This window comes from Desulfatitalea tepidiphila (assembly GCF_001293685.1).
GTDB classification, from domain to species: domain Bacteria; phylum Desulfobacterota; class Desulfobacteria; order Desulfobacterales; family Desulfosarcinaceae; genus Desulfatitalea; species Desulfatitalea tepidiphila.
Map to the genome: position 1 here is coordinate 575403 of NZ_BCAG01000003.1, position 26172 is coordinate 601574.

General features: G+C 57.3%; 19 protein-coding genes and 1 tRNA gene. 14 read left to right on the plus strand and 6 right to left on the minus strand.

The genetic code is table 11. The features are described from left to right. Positions 1 to 15 precede the first annotated feature (15 nt). The 5 genes from DFT_RS07155 to tsaA all read left to right on the plus strand — a co-directional run bounded on the left by DFT_RS07155 (position 16) and on the right by tsaA (position 5813). Positions 16 to 453 (plus strand): archease, encoded by a 438-nt coding sequence (locus DFT_RS07155; RefSeq protein ID WP_054030539.1) that lies wholly within the window; start codon positions 16 to 18, stop codon positions 451 to 453. A 46-nt stretch (positions 454 to 499) separates the two neighbouring features. Then, the gene (locus tag DFT_RS07160; protein ID WP_054030540.1) at positions 500 to 1933 is read left to right on the plus strand and encodes an RtcB family protein; all 1434 of its coding nucleotides are present in this window, start codon (positions 500 to 502) and stop codon (positions 1931 to 1933) included. Between the two features lie 415 nt (positions 1934 to 2348). Then, positions 2349 to 3704, plus strand: coding sequence for a phosphomannomutase/phosphoglucomutase (locus DFT_RS07165; RefSeq protein ID WP_369688306.1), 1356 nt, complete (start codon positions 2349 to 2351; stop codon positions 3702 to 3704). Between the two features lie 391 nt (positions 3705 to 4095). Beyond that, positions 4096 to 5268: an MFS transporter gene (locus DFT_RS07170; protein ID WP_054030541.1), complete on the plus strand. Its 1173-nt coding sequence runs from the start codon at positions 4096 to 4098 to the stop codon at positions 5266 to 5268. A 53-nt stretch (positions 5269 to 5321) separates the two neighbouring features. Beyond that, positions 5322 to 5813 carry a tRNA (N6-threonylcarbamoyladenosine(37)-N6)-methyltransferase TrmO gene (tsaA, locus tag DFT_RS07175; protein WP_054032396.1) on the plus strand — a complete coding sequence of 164 codons (492 nt, stop codon included), beginning with the start codon at positions 5322 to 5324 and terminating at the stop codon, positions 5811 to 5813. On the opposite strand, the gene DFT_RS07180 is transcribed toward tsaA, so the two are convergent. From DFT_RS07180 to DFT_RS07195, 4 genes are all read right to left on the minus strand, one after another. After that, the gene (locus tag DFT_RS07180; RefSeq protein WP_054030542.1) at positions 5797 to 9417 is read right to left on the minus strand and encodes a proline dehydrogenase family protein; all 3621 of its coding nucleotides are present in this window, start codon (positions 9415 to 9417) and stop codon (positions 5797 to 5799) included. The two genes, tsaA and DFT_RS07180, sit on opposite strands and share 17 nt — an antisense overlap. 31 nt (positions 9418 to 9448) lie before the next feature. Next, complete coding sequence (gene epmA, locus DFT_RS07185; RefSeq protein WP_054032397.1) at positions 9449 to 10369, minus strand: EF-P lysine aminoacylase EpmA; 921 nt, start codon at positions 10367 to 10369, stop codon at positions 9449 to 9451. 15 nt (positions 10370 to 10384) lie between these two features. After that, the gene (locus DFT_RS07190; protein WP_054030543.1) at positions 10385 to 11710 is read right to left on the minus strand and encodes a histone deacetylase family protein; all 1326 of its coding nucleotides are present in this window, start codon (positions 11708 to 11710) and stop codon (positions 10385 to 10387) included. A 152-nt stretch (positions 11711 to 11862) separates the two neighbouring features. Then, positions 11863 to 13554 (minus strand): hydantoinase/oxoprolinase family protein, encoded by a 1692-nt coding sequence (locus tag DFT_RS07195; protein WP_054030544.1) that lies wholly within the window; start codon positions 13552 to 13554, stop codon positions 11863 to 11865. Between the two features lie 345 nt (positions 13555 to 13899). Between DFT_RS07195 and hisS the strand changes: the two genes are divergently transcribed. The 3 genes from hisS to DFT_RS07210 all read left to right on the plus strand — a co-directional run bounded on the left by hisS (position 13900) and on the right by DFT_RS07210 (position 17186). Then, positions 13900 to 15156, plus strand: coding sequence for a histidine--tRNA ligase (gene hisS / locus DFT_RS07200; protein ID WP_054030545.1), 1257 nt, complete (start codon positions 13900 to 13902; stop codon positions 15154 to 15156). A 43-nt stretch (positions 15157 to 15199) separates the two neighbouring features. Further along, positions 15200 to 16990 (plus strand): aspartate--tRNA ligase, encoded by a 1791-nt coding sequence (aspS, locus tag DFT_RS07205; RefSeq protein WP_054030546.1) that lies wholly within the window; start codon positions 15200 to 15202, stop codon positions 16988 to 16990. A gap of 120 nt (positions 16991 to 17110) precedes the next feature. Then, positions 17111 to 17186: transfer RNA gene (locus tag DFT_RS07210), tRNA-Asn, on the plus strand. A gap of 110 nt (positions 17187 to 17296) precedes the next feature. On the opposite strand, the gene DFT_RS07215 is transcribed toward DFT_RS07210, so the two are convergent. Together DFT_RS07215 and DFT_RS25735 are read right to left on the minus strand one after the other, a co-directional pair. Next, entirely contained in the window at positions 17297 to 18562 is a 1266-nt protein-coding gene (locus tag DFT_RS07215) for a tyrosine-type recombinase/integrase (RefSeq protein WP_076750432.1), read from the minus strand. A gap of 431 nt (positions 18563 to 18993) precedes the next feature. Next, on the minus strand, positions 18994 to 19257 hold the full coding sequence (locus tag DFT_RS25735; RefSeq protein WP_152971892.1) for a hypothetical protein: 264 nt from the start codon (positions 19255 to 19257) through the stop codon (positions 18994 to 18996). Between the two features lie 302 nt (positions 19258 to 19559). On the opposite strand from DFT_RS25735, the gene DFT_RS07220 reads away from it, so the two are divergent. The 6 genes from DFT_RS07220 to DFT_RS07245 all read left to right on the plus strand — a co-directional run bounded on the left by DFT_RS07220 (position 19560) and on the right by DFT_RS07245 (position 26056). Beyond that, the gene (locus tag DFT_RS07220) at positions 19560 to 20060 is read left to right on the plus strand and encodes a hypothetical protein (RefSeq protein ID WP_152971893.1); all 501 of its coding nucleotides are present in this window, start codon (positions 19560 to 19562) and stop codon (positions 20058 to 20060) included. A gap of 20 nt (positions 20061 to 20080) precedes the next feature. Then, positions 20081 to 20977, plus strand: coding sequence for a hypothetical protein (locus DFT_RS07225; protein WP_152971894.1), 897 nt, complete (start codon positions 20081 to 20083; stop codon positions 20975 to 20977). A 302-nt stretch (positions 20978 to 21279) separates the two neighbouring features. Next, positions 21280 to 21732, plus strand: a complete 453-nt coding sequence (locus tag DFT_RS07230; RefSeq protein WP_054030549.1) for a hypothetical protein — start codon at positions 21280 to 21282, stop codon at positions 21730 to 21732. Positions 21733 to 21944: 212 nt separating this feature from the next. Further along, positions 21945 to 23444: a DNA primase family protein gene (locus DFT_RS07235; RefSeq protein WP_054030550.1), complete on the plus strand. Its 1500-nt coding sequence runs from the start codon at positions 21945 to 21947 to the stop codon at positions 23442 to 23444. A gap of 192 nt (positions 23445 to 23636) precedes the next feature. After that, the gene (locus tag DFT_RS07240; protein ID WP_054030551.1) at positions 23637 to 25121 is read left to right on the plus strand and encodes a hypothetical protein; all 1485 of its coding nucleotides are present in this window, start codon (positions 23637 to 23639) and stop codon (positions 25119 to 25121) included. A 140-nt stretch (positions 25122 to 25261) separates the two neighbouring features. Then, positions 25262 to 26056 (plus strand): radical SAM family protein, encoded by a 795-nt coding sequence (locus DFT_RS07245; RefSeq protein WP_152971895.1) that lies wholly within the window; start codon positions 25262 to 25264, stop codon positions 26054 to 26056. The last annotated feature ends 116 nt before the right edge of the window (positions 26057 to 26172 follow it).

A 26172-nucleotide genomic window follows, 5' to 3' on the forward strand; every position in this document is an offset into this window, starting at 1 on the left:
CGGGAGGAATGCGGCATGGCTCAACTCGATCCCGGTTATTTTCGCCTCTTCGATCATACCGCCGACCTGGGGATGGAGATCTACGGTGACGACGCGGCGGCCCTGTTCGCCAATGCGGCCCGGGCGCTGTTTCAATCGCTCGTGTCGACCGGGGAGGAGCAGCCGGCTGAAAGCTGCCGGAAAACGATCGCTGTCACCGGAGCGGACTGGCCCGACCTCATGGTCAACTGGCTCAGGGAACTGCTCTATCTCTGGAACGGGCATCAGAAGATTCTCATCGACCTTCACATCGAGTCCCTGTCCCAGACCGCCGTTCGCGCGCAGGTCACGGCGGGTGATTTCGATCCCCGGCGGCATACCGTCGACCAGGAGATCAAGGCGGTCACCTACCACCAGATCGAAGCCGGACCGCACGGCGGCCGCTGGCGCGCCAGGGTGATCTTTGATATCTAGCGGCCATGACCTGGTGAAATTCGGGTTTTGACATCAGGAGGACGCCATGGACATCCATCGCATCGACGACTATCGTTGGCGGGTCGAACCCTTTGGGCAGATGAGGGTGCCCGGCATCGTCTACACCAGCGCCGGCATGCTCGACCAGCTGCGCGAGGAGCAGGCCCTCAACCAGGTGGCCAACGTGGCGACCCTGCCCGGCATCGTCAAGGCCTCGCTGGCCATGCCGGACATCCACTGGGGATACGGTTTTCCCATCGGCGGGGTGGCCGCCTTCGACTGGAACAGCGGCATCGTGTCGCCCGGCGGCGTCGGCTACGACATCAACTGCGGGGTGCGCCTGGCGGCCACGGATCTGGACTACGAGGACATCCGCGACCGGAAGCGGGAACTGGTGGATGCCCTCTACCGCCACGTGCCCTCGGGCGTGGGGTCCACCGGTTCGGTCAAGCTGTCGGCCAAGGAGGAGAAGAACGTGCTGCGCATGGGCAGCCGCTGGGCGGTCCAGAACGGCTTCGGCACCGATGACGATCTGGCCCATACCGAGGACGGCGGGTGCCTGGCCCATGCCGATCCGGAACAGGTCAGCGAACGCGCCCTGGAGCGGGGCAAACAACAGCTCGGCACCCTCGGGTCGGGCAACCACTTCGTGGAAGTTGGCGTGGTCGAGGAGATTTTCCTGCCCGATACAGCCGCGGCCTTCGGTTTGCGCGAGGGGCAGGTCACCGTCCTGCTGCACACCGGTTCGCGGGGCTTGGGCTATCAAATCTGCGATGACTTTCTGGCGCTCCTGAGCAAGCATGTGCTGACCTTGGGCATCCAATTGCCCGATCGCCAGCTGGCCTGCGCCTACATTCAATCCGAAGAGGGCCGGCGCTACCTCGGCGCCATGGCCTGCGCCGCCAACTACGCCTGGGCCAACCGCCAGATCCTGCTGCACCGCTGCCGGGAGGTTTTCGAAGAGACCCTGGCCATCGGCCCGAGGGATTTGAACATGCGCCTGGTCTATGACGTGTGCCACAACATGGCCAAAAAGGAAGAGCACATGGTCGACGGCCGCCGGCAGTGGCTCTGCGTGCACCGCAAGGGCGCCACCCGCGCCTTCGGCCCCGGCCAGCGCGCCGTGAGCGAGGCGTATCGCGAGGTGGGCCAGCCGATTTTGATCCCCGGCGACATGGGCACCGCCTCTTACGTCCTGGTCGGCACCCAGCGAGCCATGGAAGAGACCTTCGGCTCCACCTGCCACGGCGCAGGCCGGGTTCTCAGCCGCAAGGCGGCCATGCGCAAGGCCAAGGGGCGCTCCATCGCCCGGGAACTCGAGGACCAGGGGATCCTCGTGCGTTGGACCGGCCGCAGTACCCTGGCCGAAGAGATGCCCGAGGCGTATAAAAACGTCTCCGAAGTCGTCGACGTGGTCCACGGCGCCGGCATTTCCAGGAAGGTGGCGCGGTTGCGGCCGTTGGTGGTGGTGAAGGGATAGAAAAAGTTTAAAGTTTAAAGTGTAAAGTATAAAGTGGTGGAAGTTTGTCGATTTTGACAGTACGTAACTACTTGTTGTCATTTGGGCGATTACCGGGTACGCAACGAAGTTTCGGCGCTGATCGGAATGATCACTGGATCCCGGATCAGGTCCGGGATGACGGGAAAGACAAGAATCAGGCCGTTACGAGACTGTCGATTTTTATGGTTCCTGTCGGCATGGGGCCTTTCCAGTGAAAGCCGAGCACACAGTAAAACCTTGACGCTGACCAGGATGCTTTAAGTATCCAGAATCAAGTTCGTGTTTGGGGTAGATTGAACATTACATGGCTGCATCTATAATAGACAGCATTCCTTCACTTAACACTTAAAACTTAACACTTTAAACTCTTCTTCTAAACAAGGAGCCATCATCGATGATCAATCCTGAAATATTTCGTCAATACGATATCCGCGGCATTGCCGGCAAGGACATGACGGCCGATGATGTGATGCGCATCGGCCAGGGCATCGGTACCTATCTGCAGCAGCAGGGCAACCGGCACGTCGCCGTGGGGCGGGATTGCCGAACGACCTCGGATGAATACGCCGAACGGATCATCGAAGGGCTGGTGGCCACCGGCTGCCGGGTGGTGGACATCGGCGTCTGCCCCACCCCGGTCTCCTACTTCGCCATCCGCCACCTGGAGACCGAAGGGGCGGTGATGGTCACCGCCAGCCACAATCCGCCCGAGTACAACGGCTTTAAAATTTGCAGCGGGGTGGATTCGGTCTTCGGGGAACAGATCCAGCAGGTTCGCGCGATCATCGATGAGGGGGCGTTCCAGAAAGGCGCCGGGGCCGTCGAATCCTACGAAATCCTGCCCGACTACATCGAGCATGTGTTGGACAATATCGAGCTGCGGCGGCCGCTGCGGGTAGGGCTGGACGCGGGCAACGGGACCGCCGGCATCACAGCCGTACCGATCATCGAGAACCTGGGCTGCGAGGTGCACGAACTCTACACCGAGATGGACGGCACCTTTCCCAACCACGAGGCCGATCCCACGGTGGCGGCCAACATGGCCGAACTGGTCGCGTTGGTCAAGGAGAAGGGGCTGGACGTGGGCCTCGGTTTCGATGGCGACGGCGATCGCCTCGGCGTGGTGGATGCCGACGGCAGCCTCGTCTACGGCGATCAGCTCATGATCCTTTTCAGCCGGGAAATACTCGGCCGCAAGCCGGGCGCCACCTTCGTCTCCGAGGTCAAATGCTCCCAGACCATGTACGACGACATCGAAAAGCATGGCGGACGGGCCATCATGTGGAAAACTGGCCACTCCATGATCAAGAAGAAGATGAAGGAGGTGAAGGCCGAACTGGCCGGCGAGATGAGCGGGCATCTTTTCTTCGCCGACCGCTACATGGGATTCGACGACGCGACCTATGCGGCCTGCCGCCTGCTGGAGATCCTGGCCGCCGAGAGAAAAACCATCGCCCAACTTCTGGCCGATGTCCCCAAGACCTGCAACACGCCGGAAATCCGGATGGATTGTCCCGACGACATCAAGTTCGATGTGGTAGCCCGCGTCACGGAATACTTCCGCCAGCGCGAAAAGGTCATCGACATCGACGGCGTGCGCGTCCTCTTCGACAACGGATGGGGCCTGGTGCGCGCCTCCAACACACAGCCGGCCCTGGTATTGCGCTTCGAAGCATTGTCGCAGGAGCGCTTGGCGGAGATCAGGAGCCAGGTGGAGACGGTGTTGGAGAAGATTAAAAAGGAAGTTTAAAGTGTTCAGTGTAAAGTGTTAAGTGGTGGAATTCTGTCATTATAAAATCGACAGGGCACCATCACATTAAACTTTAAACTCAATGTCGTTAACTTAAGCTGGCCACTGAGGGCGGGCATAAAGCCCGCCCCTACGAGGTCTTCTTGCAATACCGGCAGTTGCCATAGCCGGGTGTTGCAGGGGCAGGATTTATCCCCGCCCGCAGCATCGTTAAAACAATGACGCTGATTTTCAAGTATTAGACGGTGGATTCCACCATTATATAATCGACAGAATTCCTTCACTTTAAACTTTAATCTTTAAACTTAAAACTTTCACTTAAAACTCGATTAAAAAAAGGCCCTCATGCACACTCGAAGATTTGCCACCCGACGTCCCCCCGGTGCCACAAATGAATAAACCCATCTTCGCGACGCTTTTCTTCGCCCTGTTTTCAACCATCACCGGGGTGGGCATCGTGGTGCCGCTGCTGCCGGTCTACGCCCACGACATGGGGGCCGCCGGCATTTACATCGGGCTGATCTTCGGCGCCTTTTCCATATCCCGCACCTTCTTCCTGCCCTATTTCGGAAGACTTTCGGACCGCAAGGGGCGCAAACCCTTTATCGTCGTGGGGTTGATGGCCTACACGCTGGTGTCGGCGGCCTTCGTGGTGACCACCAGCGTGCTTCAGCTCGTGATCATCCGCTTCCTGCAGGGCATCGCCTCGGCCATGATCATGCCCGTGGTGCAGGCCTATGTGGGCGACATCACGCCGCCGGGCCGGGAGGGCTTCATGATGGGGCTGTTCAACATGTCCCTGTTCCTGGGGCTGGGATTGGGTCCGGTGGTGGGCGGGCTGATCAACGACCACTGGAGCCTGCGGGCCACCTTCGTCTGCATGGGGGTGCTTTCGCTGATCGGCTTCGTCCTGTGCCTGTGGCTGTTGCCCCCCCGACGGGAAGAGGCCGTCGTTTTGCGCCGCCGGCCGCCGCTGTCCTGGCGCGCCATCGTCTCCGATCGAACCGTGGCCGGACTTTTTATCTTCCGACTCGCCTACACGGCCGGCATCGGTGTGATCTGGGGCTTTCTGCCGGTCCTGGCCGACACGGAGCTGCACCTGAGCAGCGCCAGGATCGGTGTGCTGGTGATGCTCGGCGTGCTCGTCTCCGGGGCGGTGCAACTGCCCATGGGCAAGCTGGCCGACAAAGTCAGTCGCACGGCCATGGTGGTCGTGGGCGGCGTGCTGGCCGGTGCGGCCATGCTGGCCTATCAGCACGCTTACAGCTACGAATACCTGTTTGTGGTCAGCATTCTCTTCGGCCTGGGCGGCGGAACGGCCATGCCGGCCCTCATGGCCATGGCCGTGACCAAGGGCCAGCAGACCGCTGCCATGGGATCGATCATATCCCTATTGACCATGGCCCACAGCATCGGTATGTTTGTCGGCTCGGTGGGCGCCGGACTGCTGATGGACTGGTTCCAGCTGCGCTACGCCTTCCTGGTCGGCGCGATCCTGATGGCGTGCGGCACGGTCCTGTTCATGATGTTCACGGCCGGCCGCGCAGCGAACGAAGAGACTTGACCCCGGGCGGTCGCCTGAACCGGTGCACTGTGGCCCAAAAAGAAGAGAGACCCATGGCAGCCATTGAAATTCATCCTATCGGCATCATCTCCACTCCCTACCAGAAGGCCGAGGATATGCCCATCCAGCCGGGTGGTGCGGCCGAGACTGCGGGCGTGATCACCATCGACGAGGCTTACGCCGAGGGACTGGCGGATATCGAGGGATTTTCCCACATCATTTTAATCTACCTGTTTCACCGGAGCCGGGGATTCGAGCTGCGCGTAAAACCCTTTCTCGACGACCAGCTGCGCGGTCTGTTCGCCACCCGCGCGCCGCGCCGGCCCAATCCCGTCGGCCTGTCCGTGGTTTCCCTCGTCCGGCGGGAAGCCAACATCCTGCACGTCCGCAATATCGATGTGCTGGACGGCACCCCCCTGATCGATCTCAAGCCCTACGTGCCCTCGTTCGATGCGCCCCGGGTGACGGCTACCGGTTGGCTGGAAGGCAAACAGGGCGTGGAGAAGACGCTGCGCTCGGATGACCGCTTCAGCCGGCCTCGCTAGTGTCGGCCATGGCCCTGAACCCCAGGTTGCCGTAGCGGTGGAAGTTGTCGCAGACCGACTGGTTCCGCACGTAGTGGAGCAATTCCAGGCGCCCTTCCATCAGCACGGCGGCGCGGGCGATGTAGTGCCCGCCGCGGGCGGCCGCGGCGAGGATGTCGGCCGGCACCCGCTCCGGCGCGGCATATCGGACCCGCACATCCGGGGAGAGCGAAGCGGCGAGCTGTTCGTCGGACTGCCGATCCAACCGGGCGGGCCCCAGAAAATCCCGACCTTCCCGACCTTCGAGGAATTCGATCACCGGGCTGTGCATGTTGCCGGGAATGCTCACAACCACGGTGTTGCCGGCGATGCGGGCGGCCGCCACCCGAGCCAGCGCGTCGAACAGGGTGTCGTCGGGGTGCAGGCGGACGACGATGGCGCCGATGGGCCGGTAGCGGTGGATGTTGTCCTGGCCTCGCAGATGGAAATAGTCTTTTTCGACCCCGAACTCCTGCTCCCATTGAAATAGATAGCTTTTGACGGCGCGGCTGGTCTTTTGCAGGTCATCGGCCCATTCCGCCAGCCGGCCCCATCGCAGGCCGGCCTGCCAGGCCTGAATCCGGCTCAGCAGGGGGTGGGCTGCGCGGATCGCATCCACGCGCGGCGGCGCGGTTTCGGAAACCGCCATGAACTGCAGGACGTAGTTGGGCCCCCCGGCTTTGATGCCCGGCCCCAGGGCCGACTTGCCCATGCCGCCGAACGGCTGGCGCAAGGTGACCGCTCCCGTAGTCCCCCGGTTGATGTAAAGATTGCCGGCCCGCACGGAGGCCTTCCAATAGGCCTGCTCGCGCTCGTCCAGGCTCTCCAGGCCGGCGGTGAGGCCGTAGCCGGTCTGGTTGGCCAGCTCGACGGCATGTTCCAGGTCGTCGGCGCACATCACCCCCAGCAGCGGACCGAAGAATTCGGTGGTGTGGGTCACGCTGCCCGGCTGCACCCCGTATTTGATGCCCGGTGTCCAGAGGTGCGGATTGTCCGGGTCTTGCCGGGGCTCCAGGGCCCAGCGCTCCAGGGGTTCCAGGCGCGTCAACGCCCGTTCGAGGCGGCCGGCCGGGGGATGGATCAGCGGCCCCATGCGGTTGGAAAAGTCCCAGCAGGCGCCCACCGGCCGGCTTCGGACCGCGTCCACCAGTTTGCGTTCGAAATCTTCATCGTCGTAGACCTCCTTTTCCAGGATCAGCAGGGAGGTGGCCGAACATTTCTGGCCGCCGTTGCTGAAGGCCGAATGGACGACATGCTTGATCGCCTGGTCCCGGTCGGCCATGGCCGTGACGATGGTGGCGTTCTTGCCGCCGGTTTCGGCATGCAGCGCCAGGTCGGGCCTGGCGCGGAGCATGGCCAGCCCGGTGGCGGTGCCGCCGGTGAGGATCACGAAATCGACGCCCGGGTGGCCGGCCAGGTGCGCGCCGGCCGACTCGCCCGAGCAGGGCACGAACTGCAGCGCGCGCCGGGAGACGCCCGCCCGCCAGAAGCATTGGCACAGCACCCAGGCCACCGGCACGGCCTCGCTCGAGGGCTTGAACACCACCGTGTTGCCGGCGGCCAGCGCGGCGATCAGACCGCCGCACGGGATGGCGATGGCAAAATTCCACGGCGAGATCACTGCGCCCACCCCTTTGCCCCGGAAGGTCAAGTTGGGCATCTCCGCGAAGGCGCGCGCCGAATGGGGATAGTACTCCGCGAAATCGACGGCTTCCGACACCTCGGGATCCGCCTCGGTGAAGAGCTTGCCGGTGCCGGCGGCGGCCGCGCCGATCAGGTCGCCCCGCGCCTTGCGCAGTTCGGCGGCCACGGCCGAAAGGATGTAGTGCCGCTCGTCCAGCGGCAGGTTGCGCCATCCGTCGGTATCCGCCGAGGCCGCAGCCACGGCCGCATCGACGTCCTGGATCGTCGCCAGGCGGAAGCGGGCGACCGGGATGCGCTGGGGGAGCCGCGACGGGTCGAAGCACGGACGCACCTCGCGGTCGTCGTGTATCTCCCGGCCGTCGACCACCAGGGGGATCTCCATCGGCGGGCTGTCCGATGCGGCCATCCAGCGCTCCCGGATGGTTTCGGCCCAGTGCCGGTTGGCGGCCAGGCTCCAATCCGTGTCCGGTTCGTTGTGGAATTCGCCTTCGAACCAGCTGCCCATCTCTTTGGGAAAGCGTTCCGTCCGGTGGTCCTGCACGCGGTGGGTGACGGGCCCGGCAGGTTCCGGGCGGGCGCAGGCCGCCTCGAACCGGGCGCCGAGGCGGCGCCAGTCGGCGGAGCCGGGCTTCAGGCCGGGCGCATGGCGCAGAAAATTGTCCGGCGCCGTGTTTTCGTCCAGGCGGCGGACCAGGTAGGCCAGGGCGTTGATGAAGTCGTCCCGGTCGGCCACCGGCGCGTAGAGCAGCACCTCCAGGTCCTCTTCGCGCAAGGCCCGCCAGATCGGATCGGCCATGCCTTCGAGCATCTCGAAATGGCAGTGCGGCGCCACCCCATTGGCCTGGGCCGTGTGCCAGGCATAGGCCAGGTCGAACAGGTTGTGCGACGCGATGCCCAGGTGCACGGCCGGCGCATGTTCGGGCCGCAGGCCGAACCGCACCATGCGGATGTAGTTGGCGTCGGTGTCGAGTTTGGTGTCGAAGATTGCCGGGGGCCAGTTGCGGTGGGCCGCTTCCAGCAGTTCCATCTCCATGTTGGCTCCCTTGACGAGGCGCAGGGTGATCGGGCTGCCGCCCCCGGAGACCCGCCGGCGGGCCCATTCGGTGAGCCGTTGCTGGATGAAATAGGAATCCGGCAGGTAGGCCTGCAGCACGATGCCGGCGTTGCAGTCGATCAGGTCCGCCTGCTCCAGGGTCTGGGTGAATGCCGCCACGGTCATCTCCAGGTCGCAGAACGCCTCCATGTCCAGGTAGACCAGCTTGGGCACGCTGGCCCCGTCGTTGCGCTCGAAGCCGTGGGATTGGGCCGCATGGTACAAGGCCGCCAGACGGTCCGACAGGATCTCCACGCCGTGCCGCATGGCCAGCGGTTCGATCTGGGAGTAGATGGTGGAGATCTTCACCGAGATCGCCTCGATGTCCGGGCGTTCGAGATCCGCCAGATAGGCCTGCAGGCGGCGGGCGGCTTCCGCTTCGCCCAGCACCGCCTCGCCCAGGTGGTTGATGTTCATGCGCACCCCTTCCGCGCGCCGCTGCCGCAAATGCGCGCGCAGGGCGCCGGGATCGCCGTCGATGATGACCCGCCGCGTGTCGCGGCGCATCTTCTCGACCATCTTGGGCACGGTCCAGAAGGGCAGGTGGCGTCCCAGGGTCAGAAACATCTCGGCCAGCACCTTCTCTTTGGCCGAGAAGAAATGCGGCACCCCGCGGGTTTTGAGAATGGCGGCGATCTGGTCGGCCACCCGGCGCTTGTCGCGCGTTCGAAAGCAGCGGTCGAGCAGCTGGATCAGGACGACTTTGTCCTGGGGATGGTCGAGCAGCCGCGCCAGTTGCGCCTGGCTCTCTTTTTCTTCTTCGGTCGTCAACGCAATGGCGCGCGACAGCCACTTTTCGGCCGTCTCGACGGCTTTTGAAATGATGTCGGGGTGGCGATGTTCTTCCATTTGGACCTCGCGAAAAAGGGGGGAAACCGATCTACAGCGTTTCGGGAACGAAGGCGACCACGTCGTCGATGCGATCGCTGTCGGTCAGGAGCATCGCCAGGCGGTCGACGCCCAGGGCATTGCCCGTGGCCGCGGGCATCCGTTCCAGGTCGCGCAGGAACCGTTCGGGGGCCGGGTAAACCGCCTTTCCGGCGGCCCGGCGCCGTTCGCTCTCGGCGGCGAACCGCTGGCGCTGTTCGACGGGATCGGTCAATTCGGTGAAGGCGTTGCACAGCTCGATGCCCGCGATGTACAGCTCGAAGCGTTCGGCCAGGTCCGGTTGCCCGGGCTTCAGCCGCGCCAGGGCGCCGCAGGCCGCCGGATAGTCATACAGGATCACCGGCCGGGGCCAGCCCAGTTGCGGTTCGATGACCAGGCCCATGATCTCGTCGAAGCGCCCGCTGTCGAGCGCCGCCGACGCGGAGCAGCCGCCCCAGGTCCGGAAGGCATCGTCCACGCTCATGCGCGGCCACGGCGGCCGAAAGTCGATGGTGCGGCCCTGGTAGCTCAATTGGAGCGGCGACCCGAGCGCTGCCGCCACGTGCGGGACCAGCGCCTCGCACTGGGCCATCATGTGGGTGTAATCCTCGCCGGCCGTGTACCATTCCAGCATCGTCAATTCCGGCAGGTGGCGCCGGCCGCGCTCGCCGGTGCGAAAGCATTTGCAGATTTGATAGATCCGGGTGAACCCGTCGGCCAGCATGCGCTTCATGCACAGTTCAGGAGAGGTCTGCAGGTACCAGTCGCCGGCCGGCTCGGCGTCGATGTGCGTCTCCGGGGCCGGCGCCGGGATGCGAACCGGCGTATCGACCTCCAGGTAGCCCTGGCCGGTGAAAAAATCACGCAACGCGGCGATGATCCGGGCGCGTTGCGCCAGGTTTCGAAACCGTGCCGATGGGGGGATCGCTGCCATGAGGCCCATCGACGATCAGGCGTCGCCTTTCTTGCGCTCGAGGTACTTGTCTTCGGGCCGGTCCTGGAGAAACACATGGTCGAAGCGGGCCAGGTTGGCCGATTCGTACCATTCGTAGGCCTGGGCCCGGCAGGCCGGACACGCCTTGCGCGGCAGGTGCACCGCCAGGATGGCGACATCCCTGTCCGACGACGATTCGATGCGCAGGGCGCCGGCGCACTCGTCGCAGACGCGGATCGATTCGGATTGCACCTCGTAGATGTTGTCCGTGTCGTAGAAGATGCGCCGGGACCGCTGGTGGATGTTCGGGCCGACCCGGACCTTTTCGGCCAGGGCCTTGCGCTGCCGCCACTGCTTGAGCACCCGCAGGCCGGTCTGTTCGATCCAGCGGGTGGTGGCCGCGCTTTGCTGGTAGCGTTCCGGGTCGAAGTCCGGTTCGCGCAGGTGGTGGTAGTCGAGGCCGGCCATGGCCAGAATGATGCCGGTGTTGACATAGGGCAGGGCGCCCTCGATGGCGTAGCCGCCCTCGAGCACGGCGATGTCGGCCTGCAGCATTTCGGTCAGCTCGGCATAGCCCTGCGCCGAAAAGTTCATGTTGGTGATCGGGTCGGAGTAGTGGTTGTCCTGGCCGGCCGAGTTGATGATCAACTCGGGCTTGAAATCGTCCAGGATGGGCATCACCACCTCACGGATCGTGTAGAGAAATCCCTCGTCCGACGTCTGCGGCGGCAGGGGAATGTTCACCGTCAGCCCCACGGCGTTGGGGCCGCCCATCTCGTCGAGAAACCCCGATCCCGGGTAGAGCGTGCGGCCGTCCTGGTGCAGGGAGATGAACAGGGTGTCCGGATCGTGCCAGTAGATGTCCTGGGTGCCGTCGCCGTGGTGGCAGTCGGTGTCCACGATGGCCACCCGGTCCACGCCGTAGGCGCGCCGCAGGTACTCGATCATGATGGCTTCGATGTTGACGTTGCAGAACCCCCGGGCGCCGTGCACCACCCGGTTGGCGTGATGGCCCGGCGGCCGTACCAGGGCGAATCCGCGCTCGATCTTGCCGTCCATCAACGCCATGCCGATGGTCTTGGCTCCCCCGGCGCTGATGAAGTGGGACTCGGTCATCACCGTCCAGGGGTCCGGCACGCAGAAGTGCACCCGTTGCACATCCTTGATGTTGACCAGGTCCGGCTTGAATTCCGTGATGCCGTCGATATCCAGCAACCCCTCCTCGAACACCTGGTCCTGGGTATAGAGCAGCCGTTCTTCGCGCTCCGGATGCGACGGGTCGATGGCCCAGTCAAAGGCCGGAAAGAAGACGAGGCCGGTTTTCTTCTTGGTGAGTAGCATGGTTTTAGACCACCTGTTTATGGATGGGCGCTATTTTGAAATCGATATCGCGTTGGAGCCGGCAGAACAAAAGCCGTCCGGATAAAATAGAGCCATTAGAATCAGATCGCATACAACCGCTTAACACTTTAAACTTAACACTTAAAACTTTACTACAAATCTTCCCGCCGCAACTTCCCCGCGATCGGGTCGTACCCGGCGATGAGCCCCGGCTTGATCTGGGCCCTCACCCGGATGTTCTTGCCGATGGTGTGAAACCCGCGGATCATGTTGAACTGGTACGACTCGATCACCTCCATTTCGAGATGATCGGGATTGGCGCCGCGCTGCAGCGCCTTTTCACGCAGCAGGTCCAGCGTCAACTGCTCCGCGTCCTCCAGGCTGAAGCTGCGCGGGATGTCCCGCCGCGCCTTTTCGCCGGCCGCCACGGCCACCTGCTGGGCCGTGTCGGCAAAGAGCATCACCTCGCAGGTGGTGCGGGCCAGGGCGCAGCCCACGGCGTTGGCCACCTGCCAATGGGGCACCACGCTGACGCTGCCGTCGAACAGGGTCATCAGCTTTTCGGCGAACTGGGGCGCCGGTCCGCCGAGAATCATCAGATGGCGCGGTTTGATCTCGCTGCCTTCCCACAGCTCGTGAACCGTGTAGACCGGCTTGCTGTTGACGCGGTCGATCATCTGCTGCGCGCCGTCCAGAATCTGCCGGCAGGCCTGATCGAAAATCTGCACGGACGCCTCTTCCACAGAGACCTTGAGCCGGTCCGCGATGGGCTGCAAGCCTTGAACGGCGCGCGAACGATCGCCGCCGCTGACCAGCCCCAGAACACAAAAGGCGTCCGTCGGGGTCGGCACCGGCCCGCCGTAGGCCATGGCGCGGCCCTGGCGTTCCGGACCGATCGTCAGCACCCCGTCCTGCTCGTGGATCACGCTGTCGCCGCCCACACCGATGGATTGGGTGTGCAGCGCGCGAATCAAGGTTTTATACGGGCTGATTTCGATTCCCAACGGATCCAGCAGGGGAACCCCGTCGATGAGCAGGGCCATGTCCGTGGTCGTGCCGCCGATATCCAGGACCAGCGAGGCGCCGCTGCTGGGCGCATAGGCCAGGGCCCCCATGACGCTGGCCGAGGGGCCGGAGAGGATCGACAGGGCCGGATCGTTGAACGACGAATCGAAACTCATGTTCCCGCCGTCCGGCTTGAGAATGCGGATCGGCACATCGAGCCCCTTTTTGACCAGGGACTGTTTGACCGCTTCGAAGAACGCCTTGTGGACCGGGTAGACGGCGGCATTCAAATAGGTGGTGGCGATGCGCCGGGGAAAGTTGAGGCTGCCCGACAACTGGTGGCCCATGAAGACCCGCTCGAACAGCGGAGAGATCAGGCTGGCGATGTGCTTCTCGTGCTCCGGATTGTGCACCGAAAACTTGGTGGCCACCCCCGCATAGCGAACCCCCTTTTTCTTGAGATTCTGGGCCACCATGGCGATCTCGAAATCATCCAGAGTTTCGATTTCCCGGCCGCGGTGGTCCATGGCGCCGCGCACCACGTGAAAGTCCTCGTTGGTGCGGAACTCCCGGGGATCGATGCCCGGCCCGCCGGCCACGATCATGCCCACCGGCGGCAGTTTGTGTTGGACGATGAGATTGGCCGCCAGGGTGGTGCTGAGAACCGCTCTGCGGATCTCTTTGGGATCGACCCCCTCGGTCACTTTTTCAAGACCGGTGAGCACGGTTTCGAACAGGTGGTTTTCGTCGGTGAGGACCTTGACTTCCTTTTCGATGCCTTTCTGGCTGATCAGGGCCACATCCGTGTGGGTGCCGCCGACATCCAATCCTATGATCATGATTTTATCCCGGCAACATCCCAACCGGTCACTGCGTCCCGATGGCAACACCACCGCCGTCCGACGGACGCATGGATTGTTTCGTCGCCTGATTTGAAAATGTTATCGTTTGTCTGAAAGACGCCCCAAAGCCATGAAACCACGCTATCCAAAAGGCCCCCAAAAGTCAAATTTTCCTTTGTTGTTGACTCTGTTACGCCACATGGGCTATCAGAGACAGTTTATGTAACGGGTGCCGCCGCGCGAGGCGCATCCGGATGAAAAACGGCGGGCCTCACGGCGTGCCCGCCGGGTTCGGACACCGGGATCGGACACCAAGGTCAATAATAGATTCAGGTATATTAAATGATACAGCTCATTCGCGGATTCAAGGATATTCTGCCGGCCGAGACGGCGCTCTGGCAGCACATCGAGCGCACGGCCGCATCCCTGCTGGGTGATTTCGGCTACGGGGAGATCCGCGTTCCCATCATGGAGAAGACCGAGCTGTTCGCCCGCAGCATCGGCGAGGACACGGACATCGTCGAAAAGGAGATGTACACCTTCGTCGACCGCGGCGGCGACACGCTCACCCTGCGTCCGGAAGCCACCGCCTCCATCGTGCGGGCCTATATCCAACACAAAATGTACGCCGACGACCCGGTGCGCAAGTTCTACACCATCGGCCCCATGTTCCGTCGCGAACGCCCCCAGAAGGGCCGCTACCGCCAGTTTTACCAGATCGATGCGGAAGCCTTCGGCATCGAAAGCCCCCTGGTCGACGCCCAGATGATCTACATGCTGCACACCCTGTTCGAGCGGCTCGGCGTGCAGGATACCCAGGTGCTCATCAACTCCCTGGGCTGCCCGGATTGCCGGCCGCGTTTCAGGCAGGCCCTGCTCGACCTGCTCGACGGCGTGGAAGAGCAACTGTGCAGCGACTGCCGCCGCCGCAAGGCGAACAACCCGCTGCGCGTGCTCGATTGCAAGGTGCCCGGATGCCGCGAGGCCGTGGCCGGCGCGCCGGCCATCATCGATTACCTCTGCGACGCCTGCCGGGCCCATTTCGACACCGTCACGGGCGCCCTCACCGCCCACGGCATCCCGTTCGTCCTGGACAAGCGGCTGGTGCGCGGGCTCGATTACTACACCCGCACCACCTTCGAAATCCAGACCACGGCCCTGGGCGCCCAGAGCGCCGTGGCCGGCGGCGGCCGCTACGACGGCCTGGTCCAAGCCCTGGGCGGACCGGCCACCCCGGCCATCGGCTTTGCCATCGGGTTCGACCGCCTCGTGGAGATCCTCGGCCAGCAGACGCAGATCACCGCCGCCGGACCGGCCCTGTTCATCGCCGCCATCGGCGACGCGGCCCGGGCCGCGGCCTTCGACTGGTCCCTGCGGCTGGGCGGCGCCGGCCTGTATGTAGAGATGGAGCACGGCGACAAGAGCCTCAAAGCCCAGATGAAGCGGGCCAACCGGCTGGACGCCGGTCATGTGCTCATCGTGGGCGAGAACGAACTGGCCGCCGGCAAGGCCGTGCTGCGCGACATGGCCACCAAAGAACAGACCGAGCTGCCCATCGACGGCATCGTCGACGCATTGCGGCAGCGCCTGGCGCCATGAGCGCGACACATAAATTTCCATGATGACATAAGGAGTAAGGCAATTGGCTGATTTGCTTGGCGATATGAGACGCACCCACCATGGCAACCAACTGGGCGCGCAGGACGTGGGATCGGAAGTCGTGTTGATGGGCTGGGTTCAGCGCCGCCGGGATCACGGCGGCGTCATATTCGTGGATTTGCGCGACCGCGAGGGCATCACCCAGGTGGTCTTCAATCCAGAGATCAGCGCCGATGTCCACGCCAAGGCCCACGCCCTGCGCAGCGAGTACGTCATCGGCGTGCGCGGCCGCGTGGACCACCGTCCCGAAGGCATGGTCAATCCCAACCTGCAGACCGGCGCCATCGAGGTGATGATCACCGAGCTGCGGATCTTCAACACGGCCGCCACGCCGCCGTTTCCCATCGAAGAGGAGGCCGAGGTCTCCGAGGCGATCCGCCTGGCCCAGCGCCACCTGGATCTTCGCCGTCCGCACCTGCAGCGCAACATCATCCTGCGCCACAAGGCCGCCGCCGCCGTGCGCCAATACCTCAACGGCAACGGCTTTCTCGACATCGAAACCCCGGTGCTGACCCGCAGCACGCCCGAAGGCGCCCGCGACTACCTGGTGCCCAGCCGCGTCAACCCCGGCCAGTTCTACGCGCTGCCCCAGTCGCCCCAACTCTTCAAGCAGCTCCTCATGGTGGCCGGTTTCGAACGCTACTACCAGATCGTGCGCTGCTTCCGCGACGAGGACCTGCGCGCCGACCGCCAGCCCGAATTCACCCAGATCGATATGGAGATGTCGTTCATCGGCGAAGAGGACATCATGGCCATCTCCGAAGGGCTGATCGCCTTCATTTTCCAGGAAGTGCTCGGCGTGACCATACCCACGCCGCTGCCCCGCCTCACCTACCAGGAGGCCATGGCCCGCTACGGCCTGGACAAACCCGACACCCGCTTCGGCATGGAGCTGGTCGAAATCTCCGACATCGTCAAGGATTCCGGCTTCAAGGTCTTCGCCGACGTGGTCAAAAAGGGCGGTATCGTCAAGGTCCTGAACGCCAAGGGGTGCGTGGACATGACCCGCAAGGAGATCGACGACCTGACCCAGTTCGTGGCCGTCTACAAAGCCAAGGGGCTGGCCTACGTCAAGGTGCGCGACACCGAGTGGCAGTCGCCCATCGCCAAGTTTTTCACCGACGACGAGAAGGCCAGCATGGCCGAACGCATCGGCATGCAGCCCGGTGACCTGGTCTTCTTCATGGCCGATCAGCCCGCCGTGGCCAACGAGGCCATCGGCCAGCTGCGCGCCCACCTCGGCCGCAAGCTCGGCCTGATCGACCCAAATGCCTTCGCCTTCACCTGGGTCACCCACTTCCCCATGTTCGAGTGGGACGAGACCGAAAAACGCTACGAAGCCCTGCACCACCCGTTCACCGCACCCCTGGAGGAGGATTACGGCCGCCTGGAAACCGATCCCGTCTCCGTGCGGTCGCGCGCCTACGACCTTGTCCTCAACGGCTTCGAAATCGGCGGCGGCAGCATCCGTATCCACGACATGGATCTGCAATCCAAAGTGTTCAACATCCTGGGCATGGCGCCCGAGACCTACCGCGGCAAGTTCGGCTTCCTGCTCGACGCCCTGCAGTCGGGCGCACCGCCCCACGGCGGCCTGGCCTTCGGCTTCGACCGCCTGGTGATGCTGCTCTGCCGCGAAAGCTCGATCCGCGACGTGATCGCCTTCCCCAAGACCCAGAAGGCCGCCTGCCTGCTCACCGGCGCACCGTCGGAAGCCGCTCAGGCTCAGCTGGACGAGCTTTCCCTGCGCATCAAGGCCACAGCCAAGGTGTGAAGCATATGAAAATAAACAGTTTTCCGGCGACCTCAAAATTGCGAATAGCCCTTGACAAGTCGCCACGGTTTCTATAAAAGACCAATTTTCAGCAGGGGTGCCACACTGCCCCGACCACGATCCCTGATAGCTCAATCGGCAGAGCGGGTGGCTGTTAACCACTAGGTTGTAGGTTCAAGTCCTACTCAGGGAGCCAACAAAATCAAGGGGTTAGCCAAATGAGGCTAATCCCTTTATTATTTTGTGTGAGAATCCGTGTGAGACTTTTTCGAACCATTTGTCCTGCCTGCACTCATCTGACATTAACTATTGGATCACTTTCGGGCTGCTTTCGTAGGCTCGGATCCACTTGCGAATCGCGTTATCGCTGACACCATACTTTCGGCCAGTACCTTTATATCCGAGTTGTTCGACTTCACGCATCAATACATTGTATTGTGGGCGTTTCGTTACCTTTCTGTGCCAAAAGGCCAAGTGTTTGTTCGTTGGCCCTTCAGATAACGATGTTAAGTCGCCTTGGAGCAGTTGAGTGGCTTCAAGTTTGGCCATGGCCTCTCTGTCGGCCTCACCGATGGTGTGAAGATAGATCTCAGTCGTTCGCCGATTTTGATGACCCAAGATTCTCTGAATAACGCCTATTGGGACGCCAAGATCATCAAGCATCGAGGCGGTCAGGTGGCGGAGGGCATGAAACCGGAAATATCTTACCCCTGAAGCTTTGCACAGGGCTTTCATGAGCGATTTTCGCTCGCCATAGGGCCCCTTGACCCATTGCCCGACTTTCCTACTCCAATAGGTATGCCAAAATACCCACGGTAGGTCGTCCTTTCGGGTGTGGAAGCGATACCGCAAGATGTCGTATAGCCTTTGAATCATCGGCACCTCGCGCGGTTCCCGATTTCCACCTTTGCGCTTTCGGGTCCAAAGGGTCACAAGTTTCCGATCAAAATCGACATCATCCCAGGTCAGCGCATTGATTTCTCCGACCCGCGCAGCTGTCAGAATAATGGTCCACAAATACTGCTGCGCTTCGGGATCACCCGAAGATATCGCCTTGAGAACATCGTCTTTGGGTGGGATGTATTTTTTTCGTCGCTCTATTGGAAAAAACTCGATACCTGCTGTTGGATTATTATTGATGAAACGCTTTTTGATTCCGAAATTGAACAAAGCTCGCAGGTATTGGAGTTCTTTATTGGCAACGTGAGCGGAAACTTCCAGTCTGCCTTTGAGAAATAGCTCTATCATTTCCGTTGTTATTTCTCCGACTATCAAGCCTTTCCAATGAGATACCCATCGTCTGCCATGATATTTGATATCCCGATAATGCGTTACCGAATTATATGCCCTCACATGATCCAGCCGTCTATTGACCAAGTCCAAGAAGGCCATGTCGGTCTGGATCGTCTCGGACTGTATCGGCGGCGGCGCCGGATTTACAATCTCCTCCCTTCGTTCGTTTTCCGCCTTTCGAGCGGCGCCTTTTGTCTTGAACCAGCCCCTTGTGTGCCTGGTCCCGTTCAGGGTGAAGTCGTATCTCCATCCCTTTGCCTTTACCGAATAAACGCTCATAGAGGTCCTCCTTTCTGGGGAAGAGCAGAGAACCTCCGAGTTTCCTGCCGCCCAACGCCTGCCAGTGCTTGTACACCCAGCTGGGGCTTTTGCGCAGGTATAGGGCGACCTCCTCGGGTGTCAAAATATCGTGACCGCCGGGATTGTCAATGGAATCTGTCATGATGACCTCTGTCCTTCCCGGGTCCAGAGGTAACATCTTTTAAATTCGGTCAGTTATGACCTGTAACTAAATCGGTGTTGCGGGTAATTGGGGTAGGTTGGCCGGTGCACTGTGGCGGTGGCCTTAACATGATCGGGGTTCGGGACCCTGTATTGAATTATCGCTTAAAATTTTCAGTCATTTTGGAGTGACTGTTCTTGGTATAGGGAATGGAACTTAACCGTTGGGTTTCGATACCCATCCTGATTTATCCCGAAACCATTGGTTTTTATGCCTGGAATAAAACGGTCCGCCAGCAATCTACACAGTTGGTGTTGTTTGGAACAGCAAAACCACCGGGGTAGACAGCCAAAGTCAGCAAATTGGCCTGGGTTTTAAAACGCCGCATTAAAGACCGTGCGGTGCTCGAATCCATAATCCGGCTGAAGAAAACAAAAACTGTATAGGGTATTTCTTTCGACAAAATGATATCCCATTTCCCATCGTCCACTGAAAAATTGCCTGCATAGTCCACTTTGAATTCAGAACCCATGTAATTTAAGCTTTACTTAATTAAATCGATGACATAAAGATCTAATTCATTCATTCCTTAATCAATCCTTTCTGATCCCAATTTTTTCTAAACCTTTTGCTTGGTGAGTCGCAAGGGCTCCAGTCGGGATATAACTAAAGCCCATCGATGCAGGCCTGAACCGTTCAGGCCCTCTACCGTAGCCTAAAGTAAACCAAAAATTCATATATTATATTGAAATATTTGGGTATATAATGATAAAAAAATAACCAATAAGCTCACATGATGGTATGGCCGGTCATGTTGAAGGGTGGTGTTTCAAAATGATAAAAACCTGTTCCGAATGCCCACGAAGTGCTTCCTGTACGGAGCTTTGCGATGCCATAAAAAAAATGTTGGATCCTGAAATTAAGTCAACAAAAAATGATGACCGAATGACGTTTTTGGATCCAGGGGAAATTGAAAAAAACATCAAGATCGATGTAGGACGAAAATTTGAAGATATCGAAGATCTTAACGTGGAGTATTTGCAGACTCAGGTTGGTCCCCGATCGATGGGTCCGTCGCCGGATGAACTACGAATAATTAGAAAATATGTTGATGATGTGCTACGATCCGACCAGAAAAAATTAAAGGGTCGCTTCCTTTCCTTTCTTCGGTGCAATAGTATGGTAGATATTGCTACCAGGGCTAATGTTAAAAAACAGGCGATTTATAAGCAATTTTATAACATTGTAAAAAGAATTCACTACAGAATGTCAGCTGGAAAAAGGCACTTAAAAACAACGATTACTCCCTATCAATTCAAATTGAAATTGTCTTAAACAATATGAGAGTTGGCGATATGGATCAATATGGAGAACTATTAGAAATTGTTTTCTGGCATCAATTAAATAAGCAATTCAATGCACTTATAAAGAATGGCTATGGTATTGATGATGAATCAAGAGTTATTTTTAAAAATTTCATTTTAAATAATGAAGTATTTCGTAAAGTCACAGAAAAAGATCTAATTGATTCATTACCTTTATCTTTGATTACCGATTTAGCTGAAATTCAGACACTAACGCATGGCCTTTCAGAATGGACCGCGGCCATAAAAAAACTCAATGAAAAAATGGTCGCATTAGATCTCGATCAAGCATCCTACGAAGCCTTTGAAGTTGTAGAGAAGTTAGAAACAGAATATCAATTAACTAAAAGAACTGATGAGAAAGATGATCGTGAACTATTTACTGTTATCGATCAGTACGAAACTCTTTGTGAGAAAGTAGATAGAGATTTTTCTACTTTAATAGAAACATTATTTTATTTGAAATCTACTGCATTAAATAAAATCGGCACAATGTTTCAAATAAACCAATCCGTCAGATACAGCAATGATATAATGATGGTTGATTTTGAGAAAGAATCAAACCGCAACTCAATTCTGGAAGTATATAAAAATGAATTTTGTAAACCCGCGAAAGATGCGATTGGACATTTGGTTTCTGCAACCTCAGTTTTCTCAGACAGCGAAATCGTCCAATTTTTTAATAACATTGAAAGCGATTCGGGGGCTAAACAATCTGTTCTTGACTTTGTAAATAATGAAAAAGCCGTATTTCATAACCTTAATAGAATGACCAGAAGATTTAACGCTGAGCTTTCAAAACGACTGAACGACAACTTTAGCTATGACCTTCCCATTATTAATCTCAACAGTTTCTCATTTTTAGAATTCCCCTTCCCATCTGCCTAACGTCAGCTTTTTTTAGCGTAAATTCACCATCCCACTTTTATTAAGTCCAATACCATACACATTGTCATCCCCTTCCCAACACCATCTAATCGCCAACAATCGGCCGTTTAAACCGTAAAATTTAAATAACTAAATAAAACTATAGGTTACCCTTACTTTGAGTTGACTTTTTCCATTAACAGGATCTGTGAGGGCAGAATCACGGATCTGTCGGGCAACGGCAACAACTCAAAAAATTTGGCTGGGATGAATAGTGCATACGAAAGCCCAGCAGAAAATGACATTTAAATCAAGGAGGGGTAATGTCACGTATTATAAATGATTTTATCGATTGTTCCATACAAGGTTGTGGGGTCGGTTGTTTCCAGAATAATCCATTGGCTATTTCATATTCAAGGACAGTAGGAGCAAACCAACTTCGGAAATACAGAAAGTATGGGATTGTTCCTGCCGCGTTCATTGCCTATCTGAAGGCGAGCAATGCCCTTCAACCTGACGCATGGCTTCCGGAGCGGAAAAGAACGGTGCATGGTCTGCTGGATCTGCTCTGCCAAGGCCCGGAAAGGCATCCTGGTGAATTTTCTGAAGGAGAAGCACTGCGGGAGGCTTTGTTGGTCGAGATGTTTCCGGAGCTGAAAAATGCGATGGGCTCATCCGAACGCATTTGGCAGACGTTTGAACGGGACGGTAGCTTGTTTGGGTTAAACGGGCGAGGCGGAACAAGCAAGGCCCCTGATTATCTGGATGAAAAGTAATTAGCATCAATAAGTAAAAGTTCGATACCCTATCCTATGTCCGGCCGGATTCTTTCCGAGCCGGTTTTTTATGCCCCATCATTTATATAGCTGACGAAGTGGCCGACCGACCCCATTAGGGACAAATGGGACCGATGGGACAAATTCATTAATAACTTTTTAATTTCAACCGGGGGCATGCCTTGTCCTTAATTTAAAACATGGAGGTGTAAATGACAAAAAAGAAGAATTTGGAAGAAAGCTTGAGCCAGCAGGTGCAACTTTGTGCTGCGAAACAGGCAATCGATGAGACTGGTGTGGACCAGGTCCTGACAGACAATGGAAAGGACCCTCCTTCCCAGGATGCATTCGAAGATGAGGTGCCCAATGACGGTCCTCAGCCAAAACCCTGCACCGATCTTGGCAACGCCGAGAGATTGGTTGAGAGGTTCGGTCGTGAGATGCACTACTGCCAGGAAACCAACCTCTGGTATGTGTACCGACGCGGTAGGTGGATTAAGGGCTCCAAAGGAACAATATTTCGGATGGCGTATAAGGTCGTTCGAAGTATTGCCGATGAAGCGAAAGATGACCATCTGACGGCCGATCAGGCGGCTGACCTGAAAATCCATGCGAAAAAATCGGCATCCAAGGGACGAATAAGGGCCATGCTCGACCTGACCAAATGGTTTCCAGGTGTCTGCGTATCTGTTGGAGAAATGGACGCAGATCCGTGGCTATTGAATTGTTTAAACGGCACCCTTGATCTTCGGACTGGTCAGCTAAGAGCCCATGACTCAAATGATTTGATCACCAAGATGTTGCCCGTAAACTATGACAAAGATGCCACCTGTCCGGGTTGGCAGGCCACCATCGATCGGATCATGGGCGGTGATGAAGAAAAAATAGGCTTTTTGAAACGGGTCTTCGGATACGCATTGCCCGGGGTGACAAGCGAGCAATGCATGTTTGTTCTTTACGGTTCAGGTGCCAATGGGAAATCGACCATCTTGGAGATCTTTCGTGAGCTTTTGGCCGGCTATGCCATGCACACGACGACCGCATCTTTGTTGGGCTCCAACGGGTCACCGATCAGAAACGATTTGGCCCGCCTCAATGGGTCGCGGTTCGTATCGGCAGTTGAGGTCGGCATGGGTAAAAAATTGGACGAGGCCCTGGTCAAACAACTGACCGGTGGTGATCAGGTGACCGCCCGGTTCCTGTACAACGAATTTTTCGAGTACAAGCCCCAGTTCAAGCTGTTCATCGCTGCCAATCACAAGCCCGAAATCAAGGGCGTCGATCATGGCATTTGGCGCCGCATCCATCTCATACCGTTTGATGTGACGATACCACCGGAGGAGATTGACAGGGATCTGCCCAACACATTGCAGGCAGAGCTTGCCGGTATCCTGGCGTGGGCGGTGCAAGGATGTTTACAGTGGCAGGTGCAAGGGCTCAATGTGCCAGAGTCGATAAAAAATGCCACGGCAAGGTATCGTGCAGAAATGGATGTCGTAGCCGAGTTCATAAATGACTGCTGCAGACTGACCGCTGATAACAAAACGGCCTTGGCGGCTCTGTATGATGTGTACAAAAAGTGGGCGGATGATGCCTGTCAGGATGTTTTAGGCAAAAAGACTTTTGGCAACCTGATGCGTCAGAAGGGGTTTATTCAATCCAAAAGCGGGGGTGTTCGTTTCTGGAACGGCATTGAGCTTATCGAGCAGTAGCTTTCAGTTAAACCATTATATGCGGCAACGGCGGCTCCCATGCGGGGGCCATTTTTATTTACACGTTCTGCTTTCACGAAGGGGGTGGTTGCATTGAGGGTCTAAATGATCGCACGCGAAGAGAAAACTGGTCGGCCGATCCAATATCTGGGTCGGCTTTTTTAATTGAAAACATTCAAAAAGGAAGATTTTATGAAAAAAAATCAAATAGTAAAAGAAGAGAATCATGCAAAAGAGTTAGAGGGTGACTACATCACCGATATGCCGGTGGTCAAAACAGAGGCCCCAAGTGAAGACCCGTTGAATCGTTTCATCGAATGGCCCATCATCAGGCCAGATGGCACAAGACAACCCTTTCAGTTCCGCACGGCCGGTCATTTGATATCCAGTGGTGTTCATCCGGAAAACATCCAGGCAGCTAGCCTGATACATACCATTATGGTTTCGGCGGCATTGGAGCATCCCATCTCGGCAATGATTGTATCGGATGATCGTCAGGAGGTTGTTCGCGTGCTGGATCAGTGCAAGAAGCTGATCCCAAAGGACGCGACCATCGAAATTCAGAATCTAAAACCCGAGCATCTCTATTGCAAGGGCGGTGATCTGTTGGATCGCAAATGCATCATTTGCCCCGATGTGGGAGGATTTAAAACGGTGCATCGGGATCTGGACTTGATTATTGGCCGTGGGCATTGTGCCCGACAGGAAATCGTCAAGGGCAGATTTGAGTCCTCGTTGGCCGAATACAAGGCGAGGATGAAGATATCTATCATTGGAATAGATAATGGGCGGACAGACAAGGGATTGTCCCATCCGTCGATTCTCAAGATCCCGATTCGCGCTGGGGGTATCGCTTTGGATCTGCCGAATTCTAACTTGGTCGAACAGTTCGGCCTGCTGCAGGCTCCGCCATTTAAGGTTCGCAAGTCATTGCAGCGGCTCAAGCCAAGAAAGGTCCTCATACCCTTTGCGGCCCAACTGACCCAGGTCATGAAAGAAAGTGGTTGTGACTATCTTCGTGAAAAGATGGACGTCTTACTCAATATGATTTCGATATGCACCATTATCAATCAGCCGCCGCCGGTTCATCCAGCCGAGTTGGGGGCGATCATGTATGATACGGATGAAAGCGAGGTGCAGCGATGGCTCATTGAATCTGGCCTTCAATCGCCGGGGCAGGACGCTATGGCTGAGCCGCTTGTTGCCACAAAAGTCGATTATCACATCAGCCGTTTGCTATTAGATGGAATGCTACTGGTCGGGTCGACACGTTTTACTGACCGTCAGAAGATGATTTTCGATACGGTCAAAACCTTGAATATGGCCAAACTCAGCACCGCCTTGTTGAGCAAGGGCGATGATGTCGAAAAATTGTCCACGATTGCTCAAGGTTCAGGATATTGGGTCACACGAGAAAAGATATTCGAAAAGATAGGCAGATCCGATGCCAAATTTTCGTTATCGAGCATGAGCAACGATCTTATGGCTCTTGTGACGATGGGTATGCTGGAGCGTGCCAAGCCCCCCAAGAGCCGCTATTACGGCTACTATATCACGACGCCAACGCTTGAAAATGCAATTGGGTTGCCGGCTCCTGAAACGATCCAGGATCCGATCTATGAGGGTAAAGAGGTGTTGGTGGTCAATCCACTATCCGGTCAAGTCGAGAAGATTTAAAAATTTAAACTTTTAAAAATTCGGCAGCTTGAGCGGATAAATTTTTAAAACTTGAAACCTTGCCATGATGGCAGAGCTAAGGAGCCAATCTTCGTTTAAGGGGATTGGCTCTTTTAATTTTACTTTGAAAGGAAAAAAAAATGATTAAAAAATCGATAAAATGTGAAGGTACGCAAGAGTGGTCAGTAAAGACTGTAAATTGCTGCACCGGTTGTTCCCATGATTGTCTGTATTGTTATGCCAAAGAGATGGCCGTTCGTCGAAAACAACTGACGGTGGGACAATGGCCGCTTGAACGAGTGCGGGAAAAGGACGTGTACAAGTCTCATAAGAAATATCCTGGCCAGGTCATGTTCCCATCTACACATGATATTACCGATAGTAACTTGGATGCTTGTGAAAACGTCATTTGGCGGCTTGTTCAAGCGGGCAATCAGATCTTGATCGTATCCAAACCTCATTTCAACTGCATTGAGCAACTGTGCGTTTTTCTTCGCTCCTACAGAGATCAGATCCTATTTCGCTTTTCCATCGGCGCCCGCGATAATCGCATTCTTTCATTTTGGGAGCCGAATGCCCCAAGCTATGATGTCCGCAAGCAGTGTTTGATCCACGCCTGCCAGGCCGGTTTTAGGACATCGGTAAGTGTCGAGCCCATGCTCGATTCTGCCAACATAGATGCGCTTGTAAGCGATTTGTTGCCATATGTGACCCATTCGATATGGATCGGTACGATGAACCACCTGGTCCGCTTAGAGAAGCATGCAGACCCTGTTATGCTACAGGCCATCGATAACGTGCGTCAGGGGCAAACCGAAACCATCATCAAGGCAATTTATCGGCGCCACAAGGACAACCCGATGATCCGGTGGAAAAAAGAGATTAAAAAGATCGTGGGTATTCCAATTCCCAAGCAAAACGGGTTGGATATTTAAGCAGAAAATTGCAGAAAAATATTGGTGGGGCGATCTCCAACAGGGGGTTGCCCCATTCTTTTTGCACGGACGAGTTTGCAACTGAATACTTCATGCTTCATTCGCGGTAACAAATA

Bases quoted from the DNA above. Each gene is read 5' to 3' on its own strand.
- DFT_RS07155 (WP_054030539.1), top strand. From the start codon at position 16: ATGGCTCAACTCGATCCCGGTTATTTTCGCCTCTTCGATCATACCGCC.
- DFT_RS07160 (WP_054030540.1), top strand. From the start codon at position 500: ATGGACATCCATCGCATCGACGACTATCGTTGGCGGGTCGAACCCTTT.
- DFT_RS07165 (WP_369688306.1), top strand. From the start codon at position 2,349: ATGATCAATCCTGAAATATTTCGTCAATACGATATCCGCGGCATTGCC.
- DFT_RS07170 (WP_054030541.1), top strand. From the start codon at position 4,096: ATGAATAAACCCATCTTCGCGACGCTTTTCTTCGCCCTGTTTTCAACC.
- tsaA (WP_054032396.1), top strand. From the start codon at position 5,322: ATGGCAGCCATTGAAATTCATCCTATCGGCATCATCTCCACTCCCTAC.
- DFT_RS07180 (WP_054030542.1), bottom strand. From the start codon at position 9,417: ATGGAAGAACATCGCCACCCCGACATCATTTCAAAAGCCGTCGAGACG.
- epmA (WP_054032397.1), bottom strand. From the start codon at position 10,369: ATGGCAGCGATCCCCCCATCGGCACGGTTTCGAAACCTGGCGCAACGC.
- DFT_RS07190 (WP_054030543.1), bottom strand. From the start codon at position 11,710: ATGCTACTCACCAAGAAGAAAACCGGCCTCGTCTTCTTTCCGGCCTTT.
- DFT_RS07195 (WP_054030544.1), bottom strand. From the start codon at position 13,554: ATGATCATAGGATTGGATGTCGGCGGCACCCACACGGATGTGGCCCTG.
- hisS (WP_054030545.1), top strand. From the start codon at position 13,900: ATGATACAGCTCATTCGCGGATTCAAGGATATTCTGCCGGCCGAGACG.
- DFT_RS07215 (WP_076750432.1), bottom strand. From the start codon at position 18,562: ATGAGCGTTTATTCGGTAAAGGCAAAGGGATGGAGATACGACTTCACC.
- DFT_RS25735 (WP_152971892.1), bottom strand. From the start codon at position 19,257: ATGGGTTCTGAATTCAAAGTGGACTATGCAGGCAATTTTTCAGTGGAC.
- DFT_RS07220 (WP_152971893.1), top strand. From the start codon at position 19,560: ATGATAAAAACCTGTTCCGAATGCCCACGAAGTGCTTCCTGTACGGAG.
- DFT_RS07225 (WP_152971894.1), top strand. From the start codon at position 20,081: ATGGATCAATATGGAGAACTATTAGAAATTGTTTTCTGGCATCAATTA.
- DFT_RS07230 (WP_054030549.1), top strand. From the start codon at position 21,280: ATGTCACGTATTATAAATGATTTTATCGATTGTTCCATACAAGGTTGT.
- DFT_RS07235 (WP_054030550.1), top strand. From the start codon at position 21,945: ATGACAAAAAAGAAGAATTTGGAAGAAAGCTTGAGCCAGCAGGTGCAA.
- DFT_RS07240 (WP_054030551.1), top strand. From the start codon at position 23,637: ATGAAAAAAAATCAAATAGTAAAAGAAGAGAATCATGCAAAAGAGTTA.
- DFT_RS07245 (WP_152971895.1), top strand. From the start codon at position 25,262: ATGATTAAAAAATCGATAAAATGTGAAGGTACGCAAGAGTGGTCAGTA.